Below are 17,502 nucleotides of genomic sequence, written 5' to 3' on the forward strand. Positions count from 1 at the left end.
GCACCAGTCCGCAGCGTTCTACTTGCATGTATTAGGCACGCCGCCAGCGTTCGTCCTGAGCCAGGATCAAACTCTCATTAAAAGTTTGAGTCTTTCACTCATTGTTTCTGTCGCTGACAGATTTTTTCGTTTTTTATTGACAGGTAATATGCATAATCATATCACCCTGCACGTTTGGTTCGTCTTATTCAGTTCTCAAAGGTCTTGTTTCTCTTACGAGACAACTATTTTATTCTATCAGGTGCAGTTAACTTTGTCAATATCTTTTTTGCTTTTTTAAGCTTTTTATTTTTCTTTCTTAAGCTACTGGCTCCTGACAGCTTTATTAGTATAGCCATTATAGACACCTTTGTCAAGAGGATTTTTGAATTTTATTAAAATATTCTCAAATATCATTTTCTAACCCTGTTTCTCGTGAACAATCTGGATCCCCTTTTTCTTTTGAATGGCCTTAGATACGACATAGTTGTCGTACTACTCTTATTCCTTTAGCTTTTTAGCGATACTTCCCATCTTAAGGGTTTCATTATTATAGTAACGATATTGTCTGGCTTGTCCATCTCCTATATAACTAACTGGTGAGAAAAGGTGACTCTTAAAGGCATTGTCCTCATCAATTAAGTCATCTTCTACCCAGCGTTTTGTAACACGGGCAACTACATTTGTTAAGGCGCCACATTCTGTCATTTCAATGACCTGGCACTCCATAGATACTGGGCACTCATTTACTAAGGGAACATCAGTACTTTCTCCAATAGTATAGCTTAATCCTGTTAAGTCAAATTTGTTTTTTTGACTATTAAAGCCTGCTATCTCAATTTCTGTCATGAGCTCTTTGGTTGGTAGGTTGACTGTGAATTGTTGGTATTTGCTAATCTGTGTAATAGCATTGCCTTTAGTTCGCATAGCAATAACAATCATACTTCCTAATGAATAGACTGAGCTTGATGTGGTTATGTTGTATTCATGTTGTTCATCCTTGTAACCAAGGAAAAATACTGGGAATCCAAAATAGAGTTTTCTTGTTTCAAAATTACGTTTTGTCATAATCGTTCCTATATTATTTCTTCTTTATTTTCTTATTTGAATCAGTAAGTAGTTGAATATCTTTCTCCTGCTGCCGCTAATAAATAGCCTGTTGCAGGGTGTCCAATTGCTATTGGCCTTTGAAAATCCCTGATTTCATCCACCATTTGCCCTTCTGACATGACTAAAAGGCGGTGGCAAATAGCTTGACATAAGTGAAAATCGTGCGAGATAAAGATATAAGTTAAGTAGTATTTTTTCTTTAAGTCATATAAGAGCTTTAAGAGCTTTCCTTGTATGACTGCGTCAAGCCCAGACAAGGCTTCGTCAAAGATGATTAGCTTTGGTTTTAAGAGAATAGCTCTTGCAATGCAAACACGCTGTAGCTGTCCCCCACTCAGTTCATTTGCTTTTTTTGAAAGGATCGTCTGATCTAGTCCTACATCTAATAGCAGTTGAAGCATTTGGCTCCTAGCAATTTGACTTTTTGGGCCCTCATAAAGGATATTTTCAACTGTAAATAGTGGATTAACTGCATGTAAGGCATCTTGAAAAACTAAGAAGATCTGGGCTCCCTGCTTTTTAACTGAGTATGAGTCACCTTGGAAAAGCATTTGACCAGAAGTTGGGTTTTCCAAACCTACAAGTAGCCTAGCTAATGTGCTTTTACCACTCCCACTTTCTCCCATTATGCCTAAGATTTCACCTTCTTTGACGCAAAAATGGCAATCCTTTAGCACTAATTTCTTTTGATAATACTTGGTAACGTGTCTACAATCAATCATATTCACTTACCAATCGTTGAAAATGATTTTTTAAGAGCAGATCCTTGCTGTAAGAATTTTTAGGGAGCCGCAATAATGATTGACTGTTTCCCCGTTCTACAATGCTACCTTCTTGCATAACCAATACTTCTCCTTCTATCGCTTTTACTAGTTGATAGTCATGTGTCACAATGATTAGCGTCTTTTTCGTTTGGATAAGACCTTTCAAAATGTCAATAATATTATTGCGATTATTGGCATCCAAAGAGGAGGTCGGCTCATCAAGTATGATAGTCTGTGGATCCATACAAAGTACAATAGCCAACATAATCCTCTGTAACATGCCTCCACTTAACTCAAAGGGATATTTTTCCAAGAGCTCTTCTGTCTGATTTAGTTGTAATTCTTTCATAGTAGTCACTGCTTTTTGAAGGCAATCCTGTTTAGAGCATTTTTCATGACTTAAAAGGCTTTCTAGAAAGTGGATCTTTATTCTTTGAAAGGGGTTAAACATGGCCATAGGGTTTTGTACTAGATAGGCTATCTGCTTTCCTCTAATGGCTCGGAACTGCTTCTGACTAAGTTGGTCTAATCGGCTTCCCCTATAAGTAATGGAACCTGTCATTGTGATTCCCTTTGGTGCTTGGCCAATGAGTAGCTTGGTCAAGAGTGTCTTTCCTGATCCGCTTTCACCAATAATGGTCAGACAATGGCCTAGAGGAAGCTTGAAATGAAGATTTTTTAGGAGTCTCTTGTCTTTACAATAAGCATTGAGGTCTGTGACTATTAGTTCTTCCATTTCTTTGTCCATCCTTTCTGATCAAAATGTTCTCCCAAGATGTTAAAAGCTATAACTGTTAGAAAAATAGCTAGCCCTGGTGATACCATCATCCAAATGGCTGTTCTAAAATAAGTTCTGGCATCATGTAACATCATTCCCCATTCTGTTAAATTAGGTTGGACACCTATTCCTAAAAAGGAAAAGCTTGAAATCATTAAAATAATATTTCCTATGTTCATTAGCCCCAAAACTAAGATAGGCTTATAGATAAAAGGAAAAATATGTTTTCTTAGAATGTGGATCACTGACATTCCCATCATTTGGGCATTCAAAACGTAGAGTTCTGCCTTGGCACTTTTGACCAAATTTGTGACTAACCTGGCATAGTACACCCATTCAATCAAAACGATAGCAACAATCATGTTGGTCATTCCTTGTCCAAGGATGCCTACCGTAGCAAGGGCTAGTTGAAAACTAGGGAAGGCCGCAATAATATTCGTTAGCCATAAAAAGAGACTCTCTATTTTACCTTGGTACCACCCCACAACTAAGCCTACCAAAAAGCCAATAGAAAGTTCTAAAAGGCTAATGATAAGAGCTATGCTTAAGGAATATCTGGCTCCATACAGTAATCTTGTAAAGACATCTCTTCCTAGCTGGTCTGTACCAAGCCAGTGCTGCTGACTGGGAGCCATAAGTTTTTGAGAAACATCAATATATTGTGGGTCACCATTTGTAAGATAAGGGGCAAAAAAAGCACCAGTCAGAATGCAAACCATAATGGCAACTGCAAAAATAAAGCGTTTTGACATGCCTATTTCTCCTGATTTCTAAGCCTTGGATCAACCCATAAGACAAGTTTTTCGGTGAAGATATTATTGAGAAGATACAAGCTGCCAAATAAGATCATACAAGCCTGAATGACTGGAAGATCTAGGGTTTGTAAACTATGGACAAATAAACTTCCGATACCATTCCAAGAGAAAACCTCCTCCACAATTAAAGAGCCTGTAAGCAGATAGATAAAAGTCAGACTTAGTCCCGTTACAATTGAAGGTAGGGCATTTCTAATCAGATGGTGTCTGATGATATAAGTGTATTTGACACCACGTAATTTGGCATTTTCAACATGAAGACTAGAGAGCTGCTGGCTTATAGCCTTACTAATGAGTTCTGTGTATTGTCCAATCAATGAGAGACTGAGGCTGATACTTGGTAAAATAACACTTGTTTGCTCTTCTTTGCCTGAAACAGGTAAGAGTTGCCACTTAAGAGCAAATACGAGAATGAGAAGATAGCCTAAGAAAAAGCTTGGCAAAGAGACGCTTGCGAAAGAGAAAAAGCGAAGGACTTTGGCAAAAAGACTTTTTCTGAATAATCCACTTGCTATGCCTAAAGGGATTGAAAGCAGACAAACAATGAAAAAAGAAACGGTCCCTAAGTAAAGAGTTGCTGTAAATCTTTCAAGGACCAGAGGCAAGACAGGCGTCTTCAAGAGATATGACCTGCCAAAGTCTCCTCTTATAGCCTTACTGAGCCAGTCAAAATACTGCTGCCACCAAGGTTTATTCAGACCAAGAAATTGCCTTGCTTCTGCTAGAGCATCAGATGTTATCCCAATTTTAGAAGCTCGCAAATAAGCTTCTGCAGGATCTGAAGAAGATAGCTTTATCAGCAGAAAGGTTAAAAAAGAAATGATTAAAAGTGCCGAAATAAAGGCAGCTATTTTTTGAAGTCCTCTGTTCTTTTGATAGCCTAATAAATGTCTTTTATTCTGGATCATTTCCCACTAGCTTTCTCAATATATGGTAGTGGAAAAGAATTTTCTTCAGCTGCAAAGCGCATTTTCTTAAATTCGCCTTTACGGTAGACTGACACAACGGACTGGTAAGTTAAGGGGATGTAAACAGCTTCGTCATGTAATAAGGTCAAAACCTTTTTATAGCCTTGATCAACCTTTTTCTCATCAGGTTCAACTAAAATGGATTTAATGGTGCGGTCTATTTCAGCTTTTGACGGCAGGCTTTCCAGAGAAACATTTTCTGGATGTCCATGGTCTGCTTTTACTGTTAGAGCTGTCATCCAGGCATGTGGATCCCAGGGTGCACCCCAAGAATAGGTCAACATCATGTCAAACTGGCCAGTCTTAGCATTTGCCCAATAACTATCTTCGTCCATAGCCTTCAATTGAACATCAATACCCATTTTTTTCCATTCACCTTGAAAGTATTGAACCAAATCTTTATCTGTCGCTTTGGTTGAAATATAGGGAAGGGTAAGACTTAATTTTTTTCCATCCTTTTGTCTGATACCGTCGCTCTTCTTGATCCAACCAGCTTGATCTAGGAGTTCTTCCGCCTTTGCTTGGTCATAGTCGTAGGGTTTTAATTTAGCATCTGAGTGAGGGGTACTTTTTGAAAAGATGGTATCTGCTGGTCTTTCTGTTCCTCTAAAGGTGTGCTCTGCAATAGCTTTTTTATTAACAGCATGATTCATGGCCTGACGGACAATTTTATCCTTAAAGGCTGGTCTCTGTGCATTTAAAAGGAGCAAACGTGTTGACATAGGCTGTGAAATAGCTGTTACATAATCCTTGTTTTTAGCATATTGTACAAAGGTGTCCAAACCAATTAGTCCGTTGCCATAGAGGAGATCAATCTTTCCTGCTTCAAATTCTAAGGCTCTTGTCTGTGCGTCTGGAATAATTTTAATGGTAACTTCTTTGAGTTTAGGCTTTTTACCCCAATACTGTTCATTTCGTTTGAAGGTAATATATTCATTTGTTTTTTTACGATCTACCACCCATTGACCTGTTCCGATTGGTTTTCTGATATTATCTTTAGTAGTATCATCTCCCTTAGGAAAAGCCTTATCAGCTAAGAAACGGATGGGGCGGATCATGGATAAATCATACAAGGTAGCACTATAGGCCTGCTTGAGAGTCAATTCAAAGGTATGATCGTCAATGACCTTATAAGAGGCCAATTGATTTGTAAAGTCAAACCAATTATGATTAGCCCTATTCTTTTGGGAAAAAATGCTGTCGAAATTACGTTTGACATTGTCCGCAGTAAAGTCACTGTGATCAGAAAATTTTGCATGGCGAAGCTTAAAGGTATAGGTCTTGCCATCTGGACTGATGGTCCAACTCTCTGCCAAGGCTGGTTCTATCTTTCCCTTATCACCATAGCGCACTAAGCCTTCATAAACCATATCTTGTATGACAAACTGGTCTGGGTTGTAGCGGTGGGGATTAATATCACCAAAGTCTTCTCCAAAGGCAAGTGTCAACTTATCAGCGGATGCAACTTTCTGGCTTTCATTTCCATGGCCTTTACATGCTCCTAAGGTTAGGACTGTCAGGCTCGTGATTACTAACAATAGTTTACGTTTCATATGATGATACCCTTTCTTTAGTTTTTGATTTTTCTTAGGTGTTTGAATAATAAGCTTAGTATTTCCCTTCTAAAAAATCGCGAAATTCATCAATGAAGGCATCTGGTAGACCAACTTGATCGTGCAAATCATCGCGGTAGGCTCTTATAATCTGATCTTCTTGTCCAGCTAGAACTTTTTGTGTCCAGTCCGGCTCCAATAAAAGAGACTGTCCCAGAGCAAACAAGGGGATTCCTTCATCTAAGACCTTCTGAGCATCTGCTACACTCTTAATCTTTCCAACTGCAATCAAGGGAACCCTACCCTTGATTTTCTTTTTCAGTGCCCAGATAAGAGGCTCTTTTTGACTTTTATCTCTTAGAGAGCTCTGCCAGACATTGTCCATAGAAAGGTGCAGGTAATCAATCTGTAAATGGATCAACTGTTCTACCAATTGGAGTGTGTCTGATAGGGTTATTCCTGGCTCTTCTATTTCTTCTGGTGACAATCGGTAACCTATCAAAAATGGCCGATCCGATTTTTCTTTTAGTAATTGCTTTGCTTTTTTGACTAAGCTTTTAGCAAAGCGCATGCGATTGTTGAGGGTTCCGCCCCATTTATCTTTACGTCTGTTGGAATGAGGTGAGAAAAATTGTTGAATTAGGTAAGTGTTGGCCCCATGTAACTCCACACCATCGAACCCTGCTTCAATAGCTCTTTCAATGGCCTTGATAAAGAGGGCAAGGACTTCTTCAATTTCCTTATATTCCAGAGCCCGAGGCTGGGAAACTGTCCCACGAAGAGCCCTAATACTACTTGGTGCAATAGGATCTGTCTCAGTCATCTGTGGAGGAACCATACGGCCACCATGATAAATTTGTAAGATAGCTAGAGCTCCCTGAGATTGGATAGCCTGGGCTACTTGTTTCAGACCTTGGATTTTATCATCTTCAGCCACACTGAAGCTATTTGGAAAGGCCTGTCCACTAGGATCAATATAGGCACTCCCTGTAATAGCCATCCCTACAGCGGCTGAGCGCCTTTTGTAAAAGGCAATATCTTCTTCTGATACATAGCCTCCTGCTTTTGAAACAGCTAGGGTAATTGGTGCCAGAACCACGCGGTTTGGCATTGTCAGACCATTAGTAAAGGTAAAACTATTCTGAATTTTCACAGTCATCGTCTGTCCTCATTTCCAAATCATATTTTGTCCATTCTCCATCCTGACATTCCAAAACCAAAACACTTCCTTGGGGAATATCAATGGACCAAAAATCTGTAGTTTGTCCCATGATATACTGATAGATTAAGCGTAGGACACCTAGGTGGGCAACTATAGCTATCCTCCCTTTGTCAGACTTAAGAAGTTGGTCTGTTCTTTTCCAAACTCGTTCTTGAAAAGACTTAAAATCTTCTGCTTGGGGAGGGGTCACTTCAAAGGGACTTTCAATCCAATCCTGCCACTCTCTTGGAAACTTGGCATCAATAGCATTTGCATCTAGCCCTTCCCATTGCCCGAAGTCTCGTTCATTAAAGTCAGACAGTTTATAAGTAAGTTGGCCTGGAAAGGCCAAGTGGGCTGTTTGCTGACTTCTCTTTAGTTGACTTGTGTAAAGGGCATCAAGTTCTTGATGGGCCATCAGTTTTGCTAAATTCTTGGCCTGCTCTTTGCCCTTTGAATTGATAGACACATCACTACTTCCATAAAAATAGCGTTTCTTGTTAAAGTCTGTTTCCCCATGTCTCATTAAATACCATTTCTGATTGTTCATAAGATTAATCCTAATAAATAGAGTACTTGGGCCATTTCCACAAAGGCTCCTAGTGTATCTCCGGTATGCCCGTCAATTTTTTTATAGACAAACTGTCTGTACACTATTGCACCCACAAGAACAAAACTATAGGCTAAGGCACCTTTCCAGTGAAAGGCGACCAAGGATTGCGCTATGGGCAGAAACTGAGCCAAAACTATATGGATGGTTTTTGTCCCTACAAAAAAATTCCCTGAACCTTCTTTTTCTCTGGCATAGACCATATGATAGAGCTGTAAGGCTAGGCCTGCCTTACCAATAGTTGCTAAAGAGATAATCAGGATCCATCTAGCATGAGGTAGATAAGGATAGATACTAATCATGAAGGCATAATAAAGAATAAGAGCCAAGACGCCGTTACTACCAATGCGACTGTCTTTCATGATTTCTAGCATCCGTTCTTTTTTCCGAGACGAGAACAAACCATCTGCTGTATCAGCTAGGGCATCTAGATGAAAACCGCCAGTCAGCAAAAGATCAGCTAATAAGTATAGAATCCAAGCAATCTGACCTGGTAGAAAAAGCTGACATAAAGCATAAAATCCTGCTGTTAGGCTTCCCAAAAGAAAGCCAAATAAAGTGATATAGGGCACTCCTTTTTTCACATAGGTAATGTCTACCTGCTTTGAAATAACAATACGGCTAAAAAACTGCGTATAAATAATCAGTGCTGAAATCATTTTATTTGTTGAGCGAGACCACATATGACAATGTAAACTTCACTCGCCTCCTTTGCTAATTCTTGATTGAGCGTTCCTTGAAGATCTCTAAAAAAGCGACCAAGTTTTGTTTGAGGAACAATGCCCAGACCAACTTCATCAGTCACAATCCAGACCTCAGCCTCTTTTTCTCTAAGAGCTTCTATGAGAGAATGCCATTTGGCCATGATGGATTGAGACAAGTGGTCCTGCTCTTCTTGGCTTAGAAAATGCTCATCACTTAAGGCTATCTTATCAGGATACTGAGCTGCAACTAAGTCAAATAAGAGATTGCTTGTAAGCATGGTTGCTGAATCTAATAAATAAGTAGGATAAGATTGATCACTAATCCAAAGATCTAGGTTTAAATAAGCTTCATGAGTTACCCAGCTATCAGGTCGTCTTTTTTGATGTGCCAAAACACGAGCCTGCCATTCTGGGTCTTTCTCCTTTACAAGGCCTGTTGCAATATAGCAGACCTCTTTTTTATCTTTTATTGTCGCCTCCACAAAGGCAGATTTGCCACTCTTGGCACCTCCTGTTACGACTTTTAGTCTGGCCATAAGTTCACCCTTTTATCATCTGAAAGACCCGATCAAATGCTGCGATGGTCTTTTCCAAATCTTCTTGACTATGTTGACTGGATAAGAAGTTTGACTCATATTGGGAAGGTGCAAGATAGATCCCTTCTTCAAGGAGTAAGCCATGCAATTGGGCAAAGAGTTTATGGTCAGAAGCCTTGGCAGCTTCGAAATGACGAACAGGATCTTTGGCAAAGAAGAATCCAAACATTGTCCCTTGGCAAACCACCTGTAAATCAATGCCATGACGGTCAGCGGCTTCCTTGATCCCTTGACAGAGAAAGCTCGTCTTCTGCGCAATGGACTGAAAAATATCTGCAGTAAGTTCCTTAAGGGTTTCATAGCCAGCGGTCATAGCAATGGGGTTACCTGACAAGGTTCCAGCCTGGTAGATGGGTCCTAGTGGTGCGATTTGATCCATATAAATGGCCTTCCCTCCAAAGGCTGCTACAGGAAAACCTCCTCCTATAACCTTGCCCAGACAAACCAAATCAGGATCCAAATCATAGAGGCCGACTGCTCCCTGATAATGGGCTCTAAAGCCTGTCATCACTTCATCGACAATAAAGAGGGCTTGGTGCTCTTTACAGAGATTTTCAATAGCCTTGATGAAGCTGCTGTCTCCTGGAATTAAGCCCATATTTCCCGCAACTGCTTCAACGATGACGCAGGCAATATCGTCTCCTTGCTTTAAGAAAGTTTCTTCTAGAGCCTTGACGTCGTTATAGGGCAAGGCAATGGTCTCACTGGCAACTTGTTCAATAACACCTGCAGAATCCGCAATACCAAAGCTAGCCACACCTGAACCAGCCTGAACTAAGAAAGAATCACTATGCCCATGGTAACAACCAACAAATTTTATAATTTTGGAACGTTTGGTGACACCTCTTGCCAGGCGAATAGCACTCATGGTTGCTTCTGTTCCGGAATTAACCATTCTCATCTTTTCTAGATAAGGCAATCTTTCTTTCAATAGTTTTCCCAAGCTGACTTCACGAAGACTTGGTGCTCCAAAGCTTGTTCCTTGCCAAATAGCCTGGTTGACCTGCTCCAAAACCTGCTCAGGAGCATGGCCCAATATCATTGGTCCCCAGGACATGACATAATCAATATAAGTATTTCCATCAACGTCATATAAGTGGGAACCTTTTGCGTTTTTAATAAAAATAGGATTGCCACCTACTGCTTTGAAAGCACGAACAGGGCTATTGACCCCTCCAGGAAAAATATGCTTGGCTTCTTCAAAATAATGGTTGGAAATGTCTTTTTTCATTGCTACTCCTTTTATTCTTGTAAATAATTGGCCACATCTTTAGCGAAGTAAGTGATGATGAGGTCTGCCCCTGCCCTTTTCATACCTAATAAGGTTTCTAAGACAATGGCTTTTTCATTGATCCACCCTTTTTGGGCAGCTGCTTTAATCATAGCATATTCCCCACTGACATTATAGGCTACTAGGGGCAGCTTACTTTCTTGGCGAAGATCTCTTAGAATATCCAAAAAGGCCATGGCTGGCTTGACCATTAAGAAATCTGCCCCTTCTTTTTCATCACTTTGGGCCTCACGAAGAGCTTCTAAGCGATTGGCCGGATCCATCTGATAGGTCTTGCGATCACCAAAAGAAGGAGCTCCCTCAGCGGCTTCCCTAAAAGGTCCATAGAAACTGGAAGCAAACTTAACAGCATAGGACATGATGGGGATATCTTCAAAGCCAGAGGAATCTAAAGCCTTACGAATGGCATAAACAAAGCCATCCATAGCATTTGATGGAGCAATAATATCAGCTCCTGCTCTTGCTTGGCTAAGGGCTACATCAACTAGTCTTTCTAAGGAGGCATCATTAAGGACTGTTTGCCCATCTAATAGGCCGCAATGGCCGTGGCTGGTAAATTCACAAAGGCAGGTATCAGCAATAAGTAAAACCTCTGGATAATGTTTTTTGATCAGACCAATGGCCTGTTGAACGATTCCATTATCATCTGAAGCCTGACTTCCAATAGGATCCTTATGTTGAGGAATACCAAAGATAATAAAGGACTTAAGTCCCCTTGAAAGACAAGAGGCCACCTCATCCAGAAGATCCGCCATAGATAACTGATAAATTCCTGGCATTGAACTAATTTCTTGCTTCTTCTTTAAACCTTCCTTGATAAAGAGGGGGTAAATGAGGTCATCACAGCTGAGCTGAGTTTCTCTGACCAATTGACGCATTACACTTGTCCTTCTCAATCGACGATGTCTTGTAAACATTATGACTACTCTCTTTCTTCCTGGATAATTGTTTTTATCATGGCATCAACTGATGGTTCTGGGGGCATAAAATCAACCCTGTACCCACAGCTTTGAACCGCCTTTGCTGTACTCTTTCCGATGACAGCTATTTTATGACTGGCCGGCAGTGGAGTCTTAAGTAAAAGCTGATAAAGACTGGCCCAGGCAGATGGGCTGGCAAAGGTCCAGATGACCCCTTCCTCTTGTAAATAAGTCAGAGCCTTTTTTTGGCCAATAGCAGAGCTGACTGTCTGGTATAAGATCCAATCAATGACTGTATGACCAGCCTGACGCAGTTTTTGAGCAATAAGAGGATTTGATAGACTACTCTGAGGCAGCAAAATCAGTTGAGCAGGTAAAGACAGATCCAGCCATTCCTGCACAAAATCAAGAGCATAATGACTTTCTGCCTGAAAATCTACTTTTAGTCCCTGCCTTTTGATAGCTAAGCTGGTTTGATGACCAAGAGAAGCTATTTTTAAGTGAACTCTGCAAGCATCCTTAAAAAAATCTACTGCTAGGGCACTGGTAAAAAAGACCCAATCTGCACGCGCAAGCTGACTGGACACCCTTTCTTCTATCGGTCTTTTAAGACAGGAAATCAAGGGCAAGTGACAGGGTTGAAATCCTGCCTTAGTTAGAGCCTGTAGACTGTCTTTAGCAAGCATTTCCTGTCTGCTAATCACTACTTTTTTTGGCATGGTATCTCAAAGGCTCCCTTTTCTTTCAATAAGACTAAAGCTTGATCCGCTAAACAGCTTTGGTCTTCTCCTTCCACTCTGACATAGATACACTTATTATCCTTGTCAGCTAGCATGGCATCTAATTGATAAAGAGAACCTTTTTCTTGAGCATAGGCAGCAATAGGGAAGGTACAGTCTGCATTCATTAAAGCTAATAGCTGGCGTTCAATCTTAACAGCCTCGGCTGTTTTGGGATCATGAATAGACTTTAGGATTTCTAATAGGTCTTTATTGTCAGAAAGACATTCCATTGCTAGGGCGCCCTGAGAAATGGCAGGAAGGCACCTATCTAAGTCTAGCGGCTCTATATTTAGGAGCCCTTTTTCTGTCCAACCCATCCGTTTAAGACCAGCCATTGCTAGAACGATAGCATCATATTGACCATCTTCTAGTTTTTTTATCCGAGTATCGATATTCCCTCTCAGAGGCTGGCAAATAAGATCTGGCCGAAGTTTTTGAATCTGCACTTGTCGCCTAATACTACTTGTCCCAACAATGGCATTTTCAGGCAAGTTATCAAGTGTCATATGAGCTTCTCTAAAAATCAGGCAGTCCCTGACATCTTCACGCTCCGAAACAGCAGCAATGATACAATTTTCAGCTAGTCTCGCGGGTACATCCTTGAGACTATGAATTGCTAAATCAACTTCTTTATCAAGTAAGGCCTGCTCAATATCCTTGACAAAGACACCCTTTCCTCCAATTTTTTGAAGGTCCACATTGACTAAACGATCGCCCTTTGTTTTATAAGGGATCAATTCAAAGCTAAGTTGAGGATGGCATTTTTTCAAGGCATCAAGAACCAGCTGAGTCTGAGTCAGTGCTAATTTACTTTGACGTGTTCCTACTCTAATGACGGTCATCTCTCTTATCCTCTTTCTTAATAGACTGTAATCCAAAAATTTTAGCGATCAAGGCAATATTATAATCAGAATGATCGCCGACTGATAGTTCCTTGAGCTGCAAGATCGGCTCCTTAATCATTTGGTTAATAATACTTTTCATATGCTTGGTAATTTGCTTTTGCTGACGTTCTGTTAAATCAGGGAGCTTTTGTGTCAAACTGGTCATGGCTGAAACTTGAGCGTCCAAGGCGTTTTCTCTAATCTCCTTGATCAAAGGAATGATCCCTAGCTGTTTTTTCCAGTCGTTGAACTTAAGCACTTCATCTTCTATTTCCAAACTAATCTTCTCTGCAATTTCTTGGCGCTCAGCCTTATAGACACTTAGTTGATTGCTCAAGGTCTCTATATTATAGAGCCGCAAATGATCAGCTGGGTGGCAGGTTCTTGGCAAACAAAGGTCAAAGACAATGGCATCTGCCTTAAGCATATGCGGAAAGATGATATAGCCGTCTACTTTTACCACTGAAAAAATCACATCTGCCTCTGGAATGACTTGCTCTAGGTCAGTAAATGGCTTGACCGAAACACGGGGATCCCCTAAAAAGGGCTGAGCTTTTTCAAGGCTGCGATTGACTAGTATAATAGAAGAAAATGGCTTTTTGACGACATACTTGCTTACCAATTGTCCCATCTCACCTAGACCAATCACAGCCACTGTCAATGAGGGATAGTCCACTAAAAGCTTATCTAATTGCTGCATAGCTGTTAGCCCTAGTGAAATCGGCCGAGCATTAATCCTATATTTCTCGTGCATCCTTTTAGCAAAGGTTAAAACTTGCTTGAGGAGCTGGTTGAGAACAATGCCCGTCGTCTTCATTTCCTGTGCTTTAGTAAAGGCCTGCTTCAATTGACCTAAGACCTGGGTCTCTCCAATAATTTTGGATTCAAGACCAATAGACACCCGTAAAAGATGAACCAAGGCCTGGTCTGACTCCCTAAAAATCAGATAAGGCTCTAAATCCTCAATTGGAATGCCAAAGTAGTTGGCCAAAAAGTGCTTCCCATAATAACGACCTGTATGCAGTTGGTCAACGACCAAGTAAAGTTCTGTCCGATTACAGGTTGAGACGATGGCATCTTCTAAAACACTTTTCTCTTCTTTTAATTGCCTGAGAGCAGAGCCTATGGCAGCATCTGAAAAATGGACTTTCTCAAGTAGGGAGAAGGGAGTTTCCTTATAGGTTATTCCAATATATAACAAATGCATTTTTTATTTTTCTTCCTCTAAGTGATCTAAAATTTCTTCTAGCTGTTTTCTAATGGCCTTTGAACGTGCTGGGGATGAACCATTGGTTGAGATCATGACTGAAAGATCATTTTTTTGAGTGATGGCAACATTATAAAAGTCGGAATAGTGCTTATCAGAAGTGTTGTTGACCAATTGGCTGGGGTGAGCATCTCTCATAATCTGTTCATTAAGAGCCAGGTCATTGGTACAAGCAAAGACCAATTTGGCATCAGACAGATCCCCTTTTTGATACTTTCTGGCTAACCAATGGATCTGATCCTTAGGAATCCCTGAGTCAAGGTCAGGGCTAATGACAAGAAGATCTGCACCTTCTTGTAAGAGCCCTTTGATCTTTCTGGCAGCGACCTCGCCACCACCAACCAAAACCACTTTCTGATCACGTATATTTATCATAATAGGATACATATTAGTCTTTTAACCTTCTTTTTTATGTCGAAAAATCTTAGGACTACGCTCATAGACTGTATCAGCCTCTCCTAATCGATCATTAACTAATCTGGCTAGTACAAAAAAATAGTCCGATAAACGATTGATATATTGCAAACCAAAGTCATTTAAGGTCTCACCAGCTTCCAAAAGAGCAACCATCCGACGCTCTAAACGACGGGTAATAGTGCGGGCCATATGTAAGAGACTGGCTATTTTGTGTCCACCTGGGATAATAAAGTGCTCTAGTTTAGGAGGAATAGTCATGTAGCAGTCGATTCGTTCCTCTAGCCAGCTGACATCACTGAGTTCTTGCTTATAAGGTCTTAACTCTCTGGGAGTTGCTAAATCACTGCCGCAATCAAAAAGCTGTTGTTGAATTGCTTGACAATCTTTTCTTAGATCCTCTAGAGCTTGGTAATCTGCCATGTGAGATACAATGATCCCTAGCAAGGAACAGAGTTCATCCATTGTGCCATAGGCTTCTACTCTAACATGGGTCTTACTAACACGATCCCCACCATAGAGTCTGGTAAAGCCTTTATCTCCGTATTTTGTATAAATTCTCATTGCTAGCCTTTTCCATTTAATATCTGATAGATTTTAGTCATGTCTAAGGAATTTCTCAAGAGATCTGCTAATTTAGCATATTCTTTTTCCTTGAATGCCTGAACTGATAGTGGCTTATCTTCTAGAATGTCCATACCTTTGTTTTGGCGGATACGGTTCAGATAGTGACGCGCCCACTCAGGATTATCAAAAATACCATGTAAATAAGTACCCTGGACTTGTCCATTATGAACTACCGCACCATCATAACGCTGGGTCTCATTGCCATTTTCTTCAAAGATTAATGAAAATGGCTCCACTCCGTCTTTGAGCAAGGTTTGACCCATATGTATCTCGTAACCACTGAGTTCATAGTCTCCTTGACGTGCCCGGACTTGATTTGTTTTTTTAACCTCTTGCATGACAGTTTCTGCATCAATTAAGCCTAAAGCTTGAATACTCTCTTGCTCAGTCTCCACATGAAGAGGATCTGAAATGCATTTACCAAGTAACTGATAGCCTCCGCATATGCCAAAGATAGGAATACCTTCTTTAAAACACTTATAAATCTCTTTATCTAGACCAGATCGTCTCAAATAAGCCATGTCTTCTATGGTATTTTTACTTCCTGGTAAAATCAAGAGATCTGGTAAACCAATAGCATCACCTGGCATGACATAACGTACAGAAAGGTCTTCTTGAATCTCTAGACTATGAAAATCCGTAAAATTAGACAGTCTCTGCAGGCCAAGAATAGCAATATCTAAGCTCTTACTGCGATCAAAGTCACGCCTTTTTTGCTGCAAAGCGACACTGTCTTCACTGTCAATGGCAAGTTGAGCATAAGGGACTACTCCGATAACAGGCACCTGGGTGAGCTCCTCAATCATATCAATACCTGATTGTAGCAAGGCCACATCTCCTCGGAATTTATTGATGATGACACCCTTGATACGATTTCGGTCTTCCTTTGACATCAATTCAATGGTTCCATAAATTGAAGCAAAAACACCACCCTTATCAATATCTGCAACTAATATCACAGGAACATCAACCAGTCTAGCCATGCCCATATTGACAATATCTCTTTCATTAAGATTGATTTCAGCTGGACTACCAGCGCCTTCTAGGACAATGATATCATTTTCAGCACCCAGCTGATCATAAACCTCTTTAATTTGGGGTAGGAGTTCTTGCTTAAATTCATGGTAATCAAGAGCATCCATATCTTTTAAAACTTTGCCCATGAAGATGACCTGTGATTTACGGTCTGAGCTAGGTTTAAGTAAGACAGGATTCATTCTCACATCGGGTTCAACACCGGCGGCCTCTGCCTGAACCACCTGGGCTCTTCCCATTTCATGCCCACTTTTTGTAATAAATGAATTTAAGGCCATATTTTGTGACTTGAAGGGGACAACTGCAAAGCCATCTTCTTTAAAAATACGACAGAGTCCAGCTGCAATGATACTTTTACCAGCATCAGAAGCTGTTCCTTGTACCATGATTGATTTCACCATTTTTTCCCTCCTGAAAATTCTTTAAAAAAGCTTTCTTCGTCATGAGCTAGGGGAGTTCCTAGGCTCTGGTGTAATTTTACGACCCAGGGTATGCCTAGGTCTGCTTCTTCAAGCAGATCTCTTTTTTGAAACAAGTCATATTTGTCACCCTGGCCTATTAAAGCTCCATCAGATAGCAAATAAGCAAAGTCGCAACAATCATACATAAGATCCATATCATGACTAGAAATGATAATGCTGGTGCCTGAGGCCACTAATTTTTTCATGGTCAACATCATCTTACTGCGACCCTTAGGATCAAGTCCCGCTGTAGGTTCATCCAAAAGGAGATACCTGGGCTCCAAGGCTAACATCCCTGCTATGGCTACTCGCTTCTTTTGACCATAGCTCAAATAATGCACAGGCTCATACCTAAGATGACTAATGTCCATTTGCTCCAAGGCTCTGGATACTCTTTTTTCTATATCCTGATCTGAGTAATCTAGATTTCTAAGAGCCAAGGCAACATCATCTTCAACAATGGCATAAAAGAGTTGCTGCTCTGGATCTTGTAAGACCATATTAACCTCTTGCCTATAGTGGTAAATCTCCTTCTTGGAATGGCCAATGGTGTGCCCATCTAGGCAGATAGTCCCCGTCCTAGGCTTGAGAAGCTTGGTCATCAGCTTCATCAAGGTTGACTTGCCTGAACCATTTGCTCCGAGGATCCCTGTAATCTGATGCTCCTTAAAGAACAGTGTCAGATCTTTTAAAATGTGCCTTTCATCATAGGCAAAGGTCAGTCCTTTGACTTCTAACATGCT

At 40.6% G+C, this 17,502-nt stretch carries 19 protein-coding genes and 1 rRNA gene; all 20 read right to left on the reverse strand.

Annotation, left to right across the window (positions count from 1 at the left end; all coding sequences use genetic code 11):
* A 16S ribosomal RNA gene (locus tag HBN42_RS08545) occupies positions 1 to 82 on the reverse strand; the annotation flags it as partial.
* Between the two features lie 398 nt (positions 83 to 480).
* Positions 481 to 1,047, reverse strand: a complete 567-nt coding sequence (locus HBN42_RS08550; protein WP_165994633.1) for a flavin reductase family protein — start codon at positions 1,045 to 1,047, stop codon at positions 481 to 483.
* 41 nt (positions 1,048 to 1,088) lie between these two features.
* Positions 1,089 to 1,811: an ABC transporter ATP-binding protein gene (locus tag HBN42_RS08555; RefSeq protein ID WP_165994634.1), complete on the reverse strand. Its 723-nt coding sequence runs from the start codon at positions 1,809 to 1,811 to the stop codon at positions 1,089 to 1,091.
* On the reverse strand, positions 1,804 to 2,589 hold the full coding sequence (locus tag HBN42_RS08560) for an ATP-binding cassette domain-containing protein (protein WP_165994635.1): 786 nt from the start codon (positions 2,587 to 2,589) through the stop codon (positions 1,804 to 1,806). The genes HBN42_RS08555 and HBN42_RS08560 overlap by 8 nt, the downstream gene beginning before the upstream one ends.
* A complete protein-coding gene (locus tag HBN42_RS08565) occupies positions 2,577 to 3,383 on the reverse strand; it encodes an ABC transporter permease (RefSeq protein ID WP_165994636.1) in 807 nt (268 codons plus the stop codon). Before HBN42_RS08565 ends, HBN42_RS08560 begins: the two co-directional genes overlap by 13 nt.
* A 2-nt stretch (positions 3,384 to 3,385) precedes the next feature.
* Positions 3,386 to 4,354 (reverse strand): ABC transporter permease, encoded by a 969-nt coding sequence (locus tag HBN42_RS08570; protein WP_165994637.1) that lies wholly within the window; start codon positions 4,352 to 4,354, stop codon positions 3,386 to 3,388.
* Entirely contained in the window at positions 4,351 to 5,967 is a 1,617-nt protein-coding gene (gene nikA, locus HBN42_RS08575; protein ID WP_165994638.1) for a nickel ABC transporter substrate-binding protein, read from the reverse strand. The genes HBN42_RS08570 and nikA overlap by 4 nt, the downstream gene beginning before the upstream one ends.
* A gap of 55 nt (positions 5,968 to 6,022) precedes the next feature.
* On the reverse strand, positions 6,023 to 7,126 hold the full coding sequence (locus tag HBN42_RS08580; protein WP_165994639.1) for an NADH-dependent flavin oxidoreductase: 1,104 nt from the start codon (positions 7,124 to 7,126) through the stop codon (positions 6,023 to 6,025).
* Positions 7,104 to 7,718, reverse strand: coding sequence for a histidine phosphatase family protein (locus tag HBN42_RS08585; protein WP_165994640.1), 615 nt, complete (start codon positions 7,716 to 7,718; stop codon positions 7,104 to 7,106). Before HBN42_RS08585 ends, HBN42_RS08580 begins: the two co-directional genes overlap by 23 nt.
* Positions 7,715 to 8,437, reverse strand: a complete 723-nt coding sequence (gene cobS, locus HBN42_RS08590; protein ID WP_165994641.1) for an adenosylcobinamide-GDP ribazoletransferase — start codon at positions 8,435 to 8,437, stop codon at positions 7,715 to 7,717. Before cobS ends, HBN42_RS08585 begins: the two co-directional genes overlap by 4 nt.
* On the reverse strand, positions 8,434 to 9,018 hold the full coding sequence (cobU, locus tag HBN42_RS08595; protein WP_165994642.1) for a bifunctional adenosylcobinamide kinase/adenosylcobinamide-phosphate guanylyltransferase: 585 nt from the start codon (positions 9,016 to 9,018) through the stop codon (positions 8,434 to 8,436). Before cobU ends, cobS begins: the two co-directional genes overlap by 4 nt.
* Before the next feature lie 4 nt (positions 9,019 to 9,022).
* Complete coding sequence (hemL, locus tag HBN42_RS08600) at positions 9,023 to 10,309, reverse strand: glutamate-1-semialdehyde 2,1-aminomutase (RefSeq protein WP_165994643.1); 1,287 nt, start codon at positions 10,307 to 10,309, stop codon at positions 9,023 to 9,025.
* A gap of 11 nt (positions 10,310 to 10,320) precedes the next feature.
* On the reverse strand, positions 10,321 to 11,289 hold the full coding sequence (hemB, locus tag HBN42_RS08605) for a porphobilinogen synthase (protein WP_165994729.1): 969 nt from the start codon (positions 11,287 to 11,289) through the stop codon (positions 10,321 to 10,323).
* Between the two features lie 2 nt (positions 11,290 to 11,291).
* The gene (locus HBN42_RS08610) at positions 11,292 to 12,008 is read right to left on the reverse strand and encodes a uroporphyrinogen-III synthase (protein WP_165994644.1); all 717 of its coding nucleotides are present in this window, start codon (positions 12,006 to 12,008) and stop codon (positions 11,292 to 11,294) included.
* Positions 11,993 to 12,913: a hydroxymethylbilane synthase gene (gene hemC, locus HBN42_RS08615; protein ID WP_165994645.1), complete on the reverse strand. Its 921-nt coding sequence runs from the start codon at positions 12,911 to 12,913 to the stop codon at positions 11,993 to 11,995. The genes HBN42_RS08610 and hemC overlap by 16 nt, the downstream gene beginning before the upstream one ends.
* Positions 12,900 to 14,162 (reverse strand): glutamyl-tRNA reductase, encoded by a 1,263-nt coding sequence (hemA, locus tag HBN42_RS08620; protein WP_165994646.1) that lies wholly within the window; start codon positions 14,160 to 14,162, stop codon positions 12,900 to 12,902. Before hemA ends, hemC begins: the two co-directional genes overlap by 14 nt.
* A 3-nt stretch (positions 14,163 to 14,165) precedes the next feature.
* Positions 14,166 to 14,609: a precorrin-2 dehydrogenase/sirohydrochlorin ferrochelatase family protein gene (locus HBN42_RS08625; RefSeq protein WP_165994647.1), complete on the reverse strand. Its 444-nt coding sequence runs from the start codon at positions 14,607 to 14,609 to the stop codon at positions 14,166 to 14,168.
* Positions 14,610 to 14,618: 9 nt separating this feature from the next.
* Positions 14,619 to 15,200, reverse strand: coding sequence for a cob(I)yrinic acid a,c-diamide adenosyltransferase (locus tag HBN42_RS08630; RefSeq protein WP_165994648.1), 582 nt, complete (start codon positions 15,198 to 15,200; stop codon positions 14,619 to 14,621).
* A 2-nt stretch (positions 15,201 to 15,202) separates the two neighbouring features.
* Complete coding sequence (locus HBN42_RS08635; RefSeq protein WP_165994649.1) at positions 15,203 to 16,699, reverse strand: cobyric acid synthase; 1,497 nt, start codon at positions 16,697 to 16,699, stop codon at positions 15,203 to 15,205.
* Complete coding sequence (locus tag HBN42_RS08640) at positions 16,693 to 17,499, reverse strand: energy-coupling factor ABC transporter ATP-binding protein (protein ID WP_165994650.1); 807 nt, start codon at positions 17,497 to 17,499, stop codon at positions 16,693 to 16,695. Before HBN42_RS08640 ends, HBN42_RS08635 begins: the two co-directional genes overlap by 7 nt.
* Between the last annotated feature and the right edge of the window lie 3 nt (positions 17,500 to 17,502).

Source organism: Streptococcus catagoni (assembly GCF_011421425.1).
GTDB lineage: Bacteria > Bacillota > Bacilli > Lactobacillales > Streptococcaceae > Streptococcus > Streptococcus catagoni.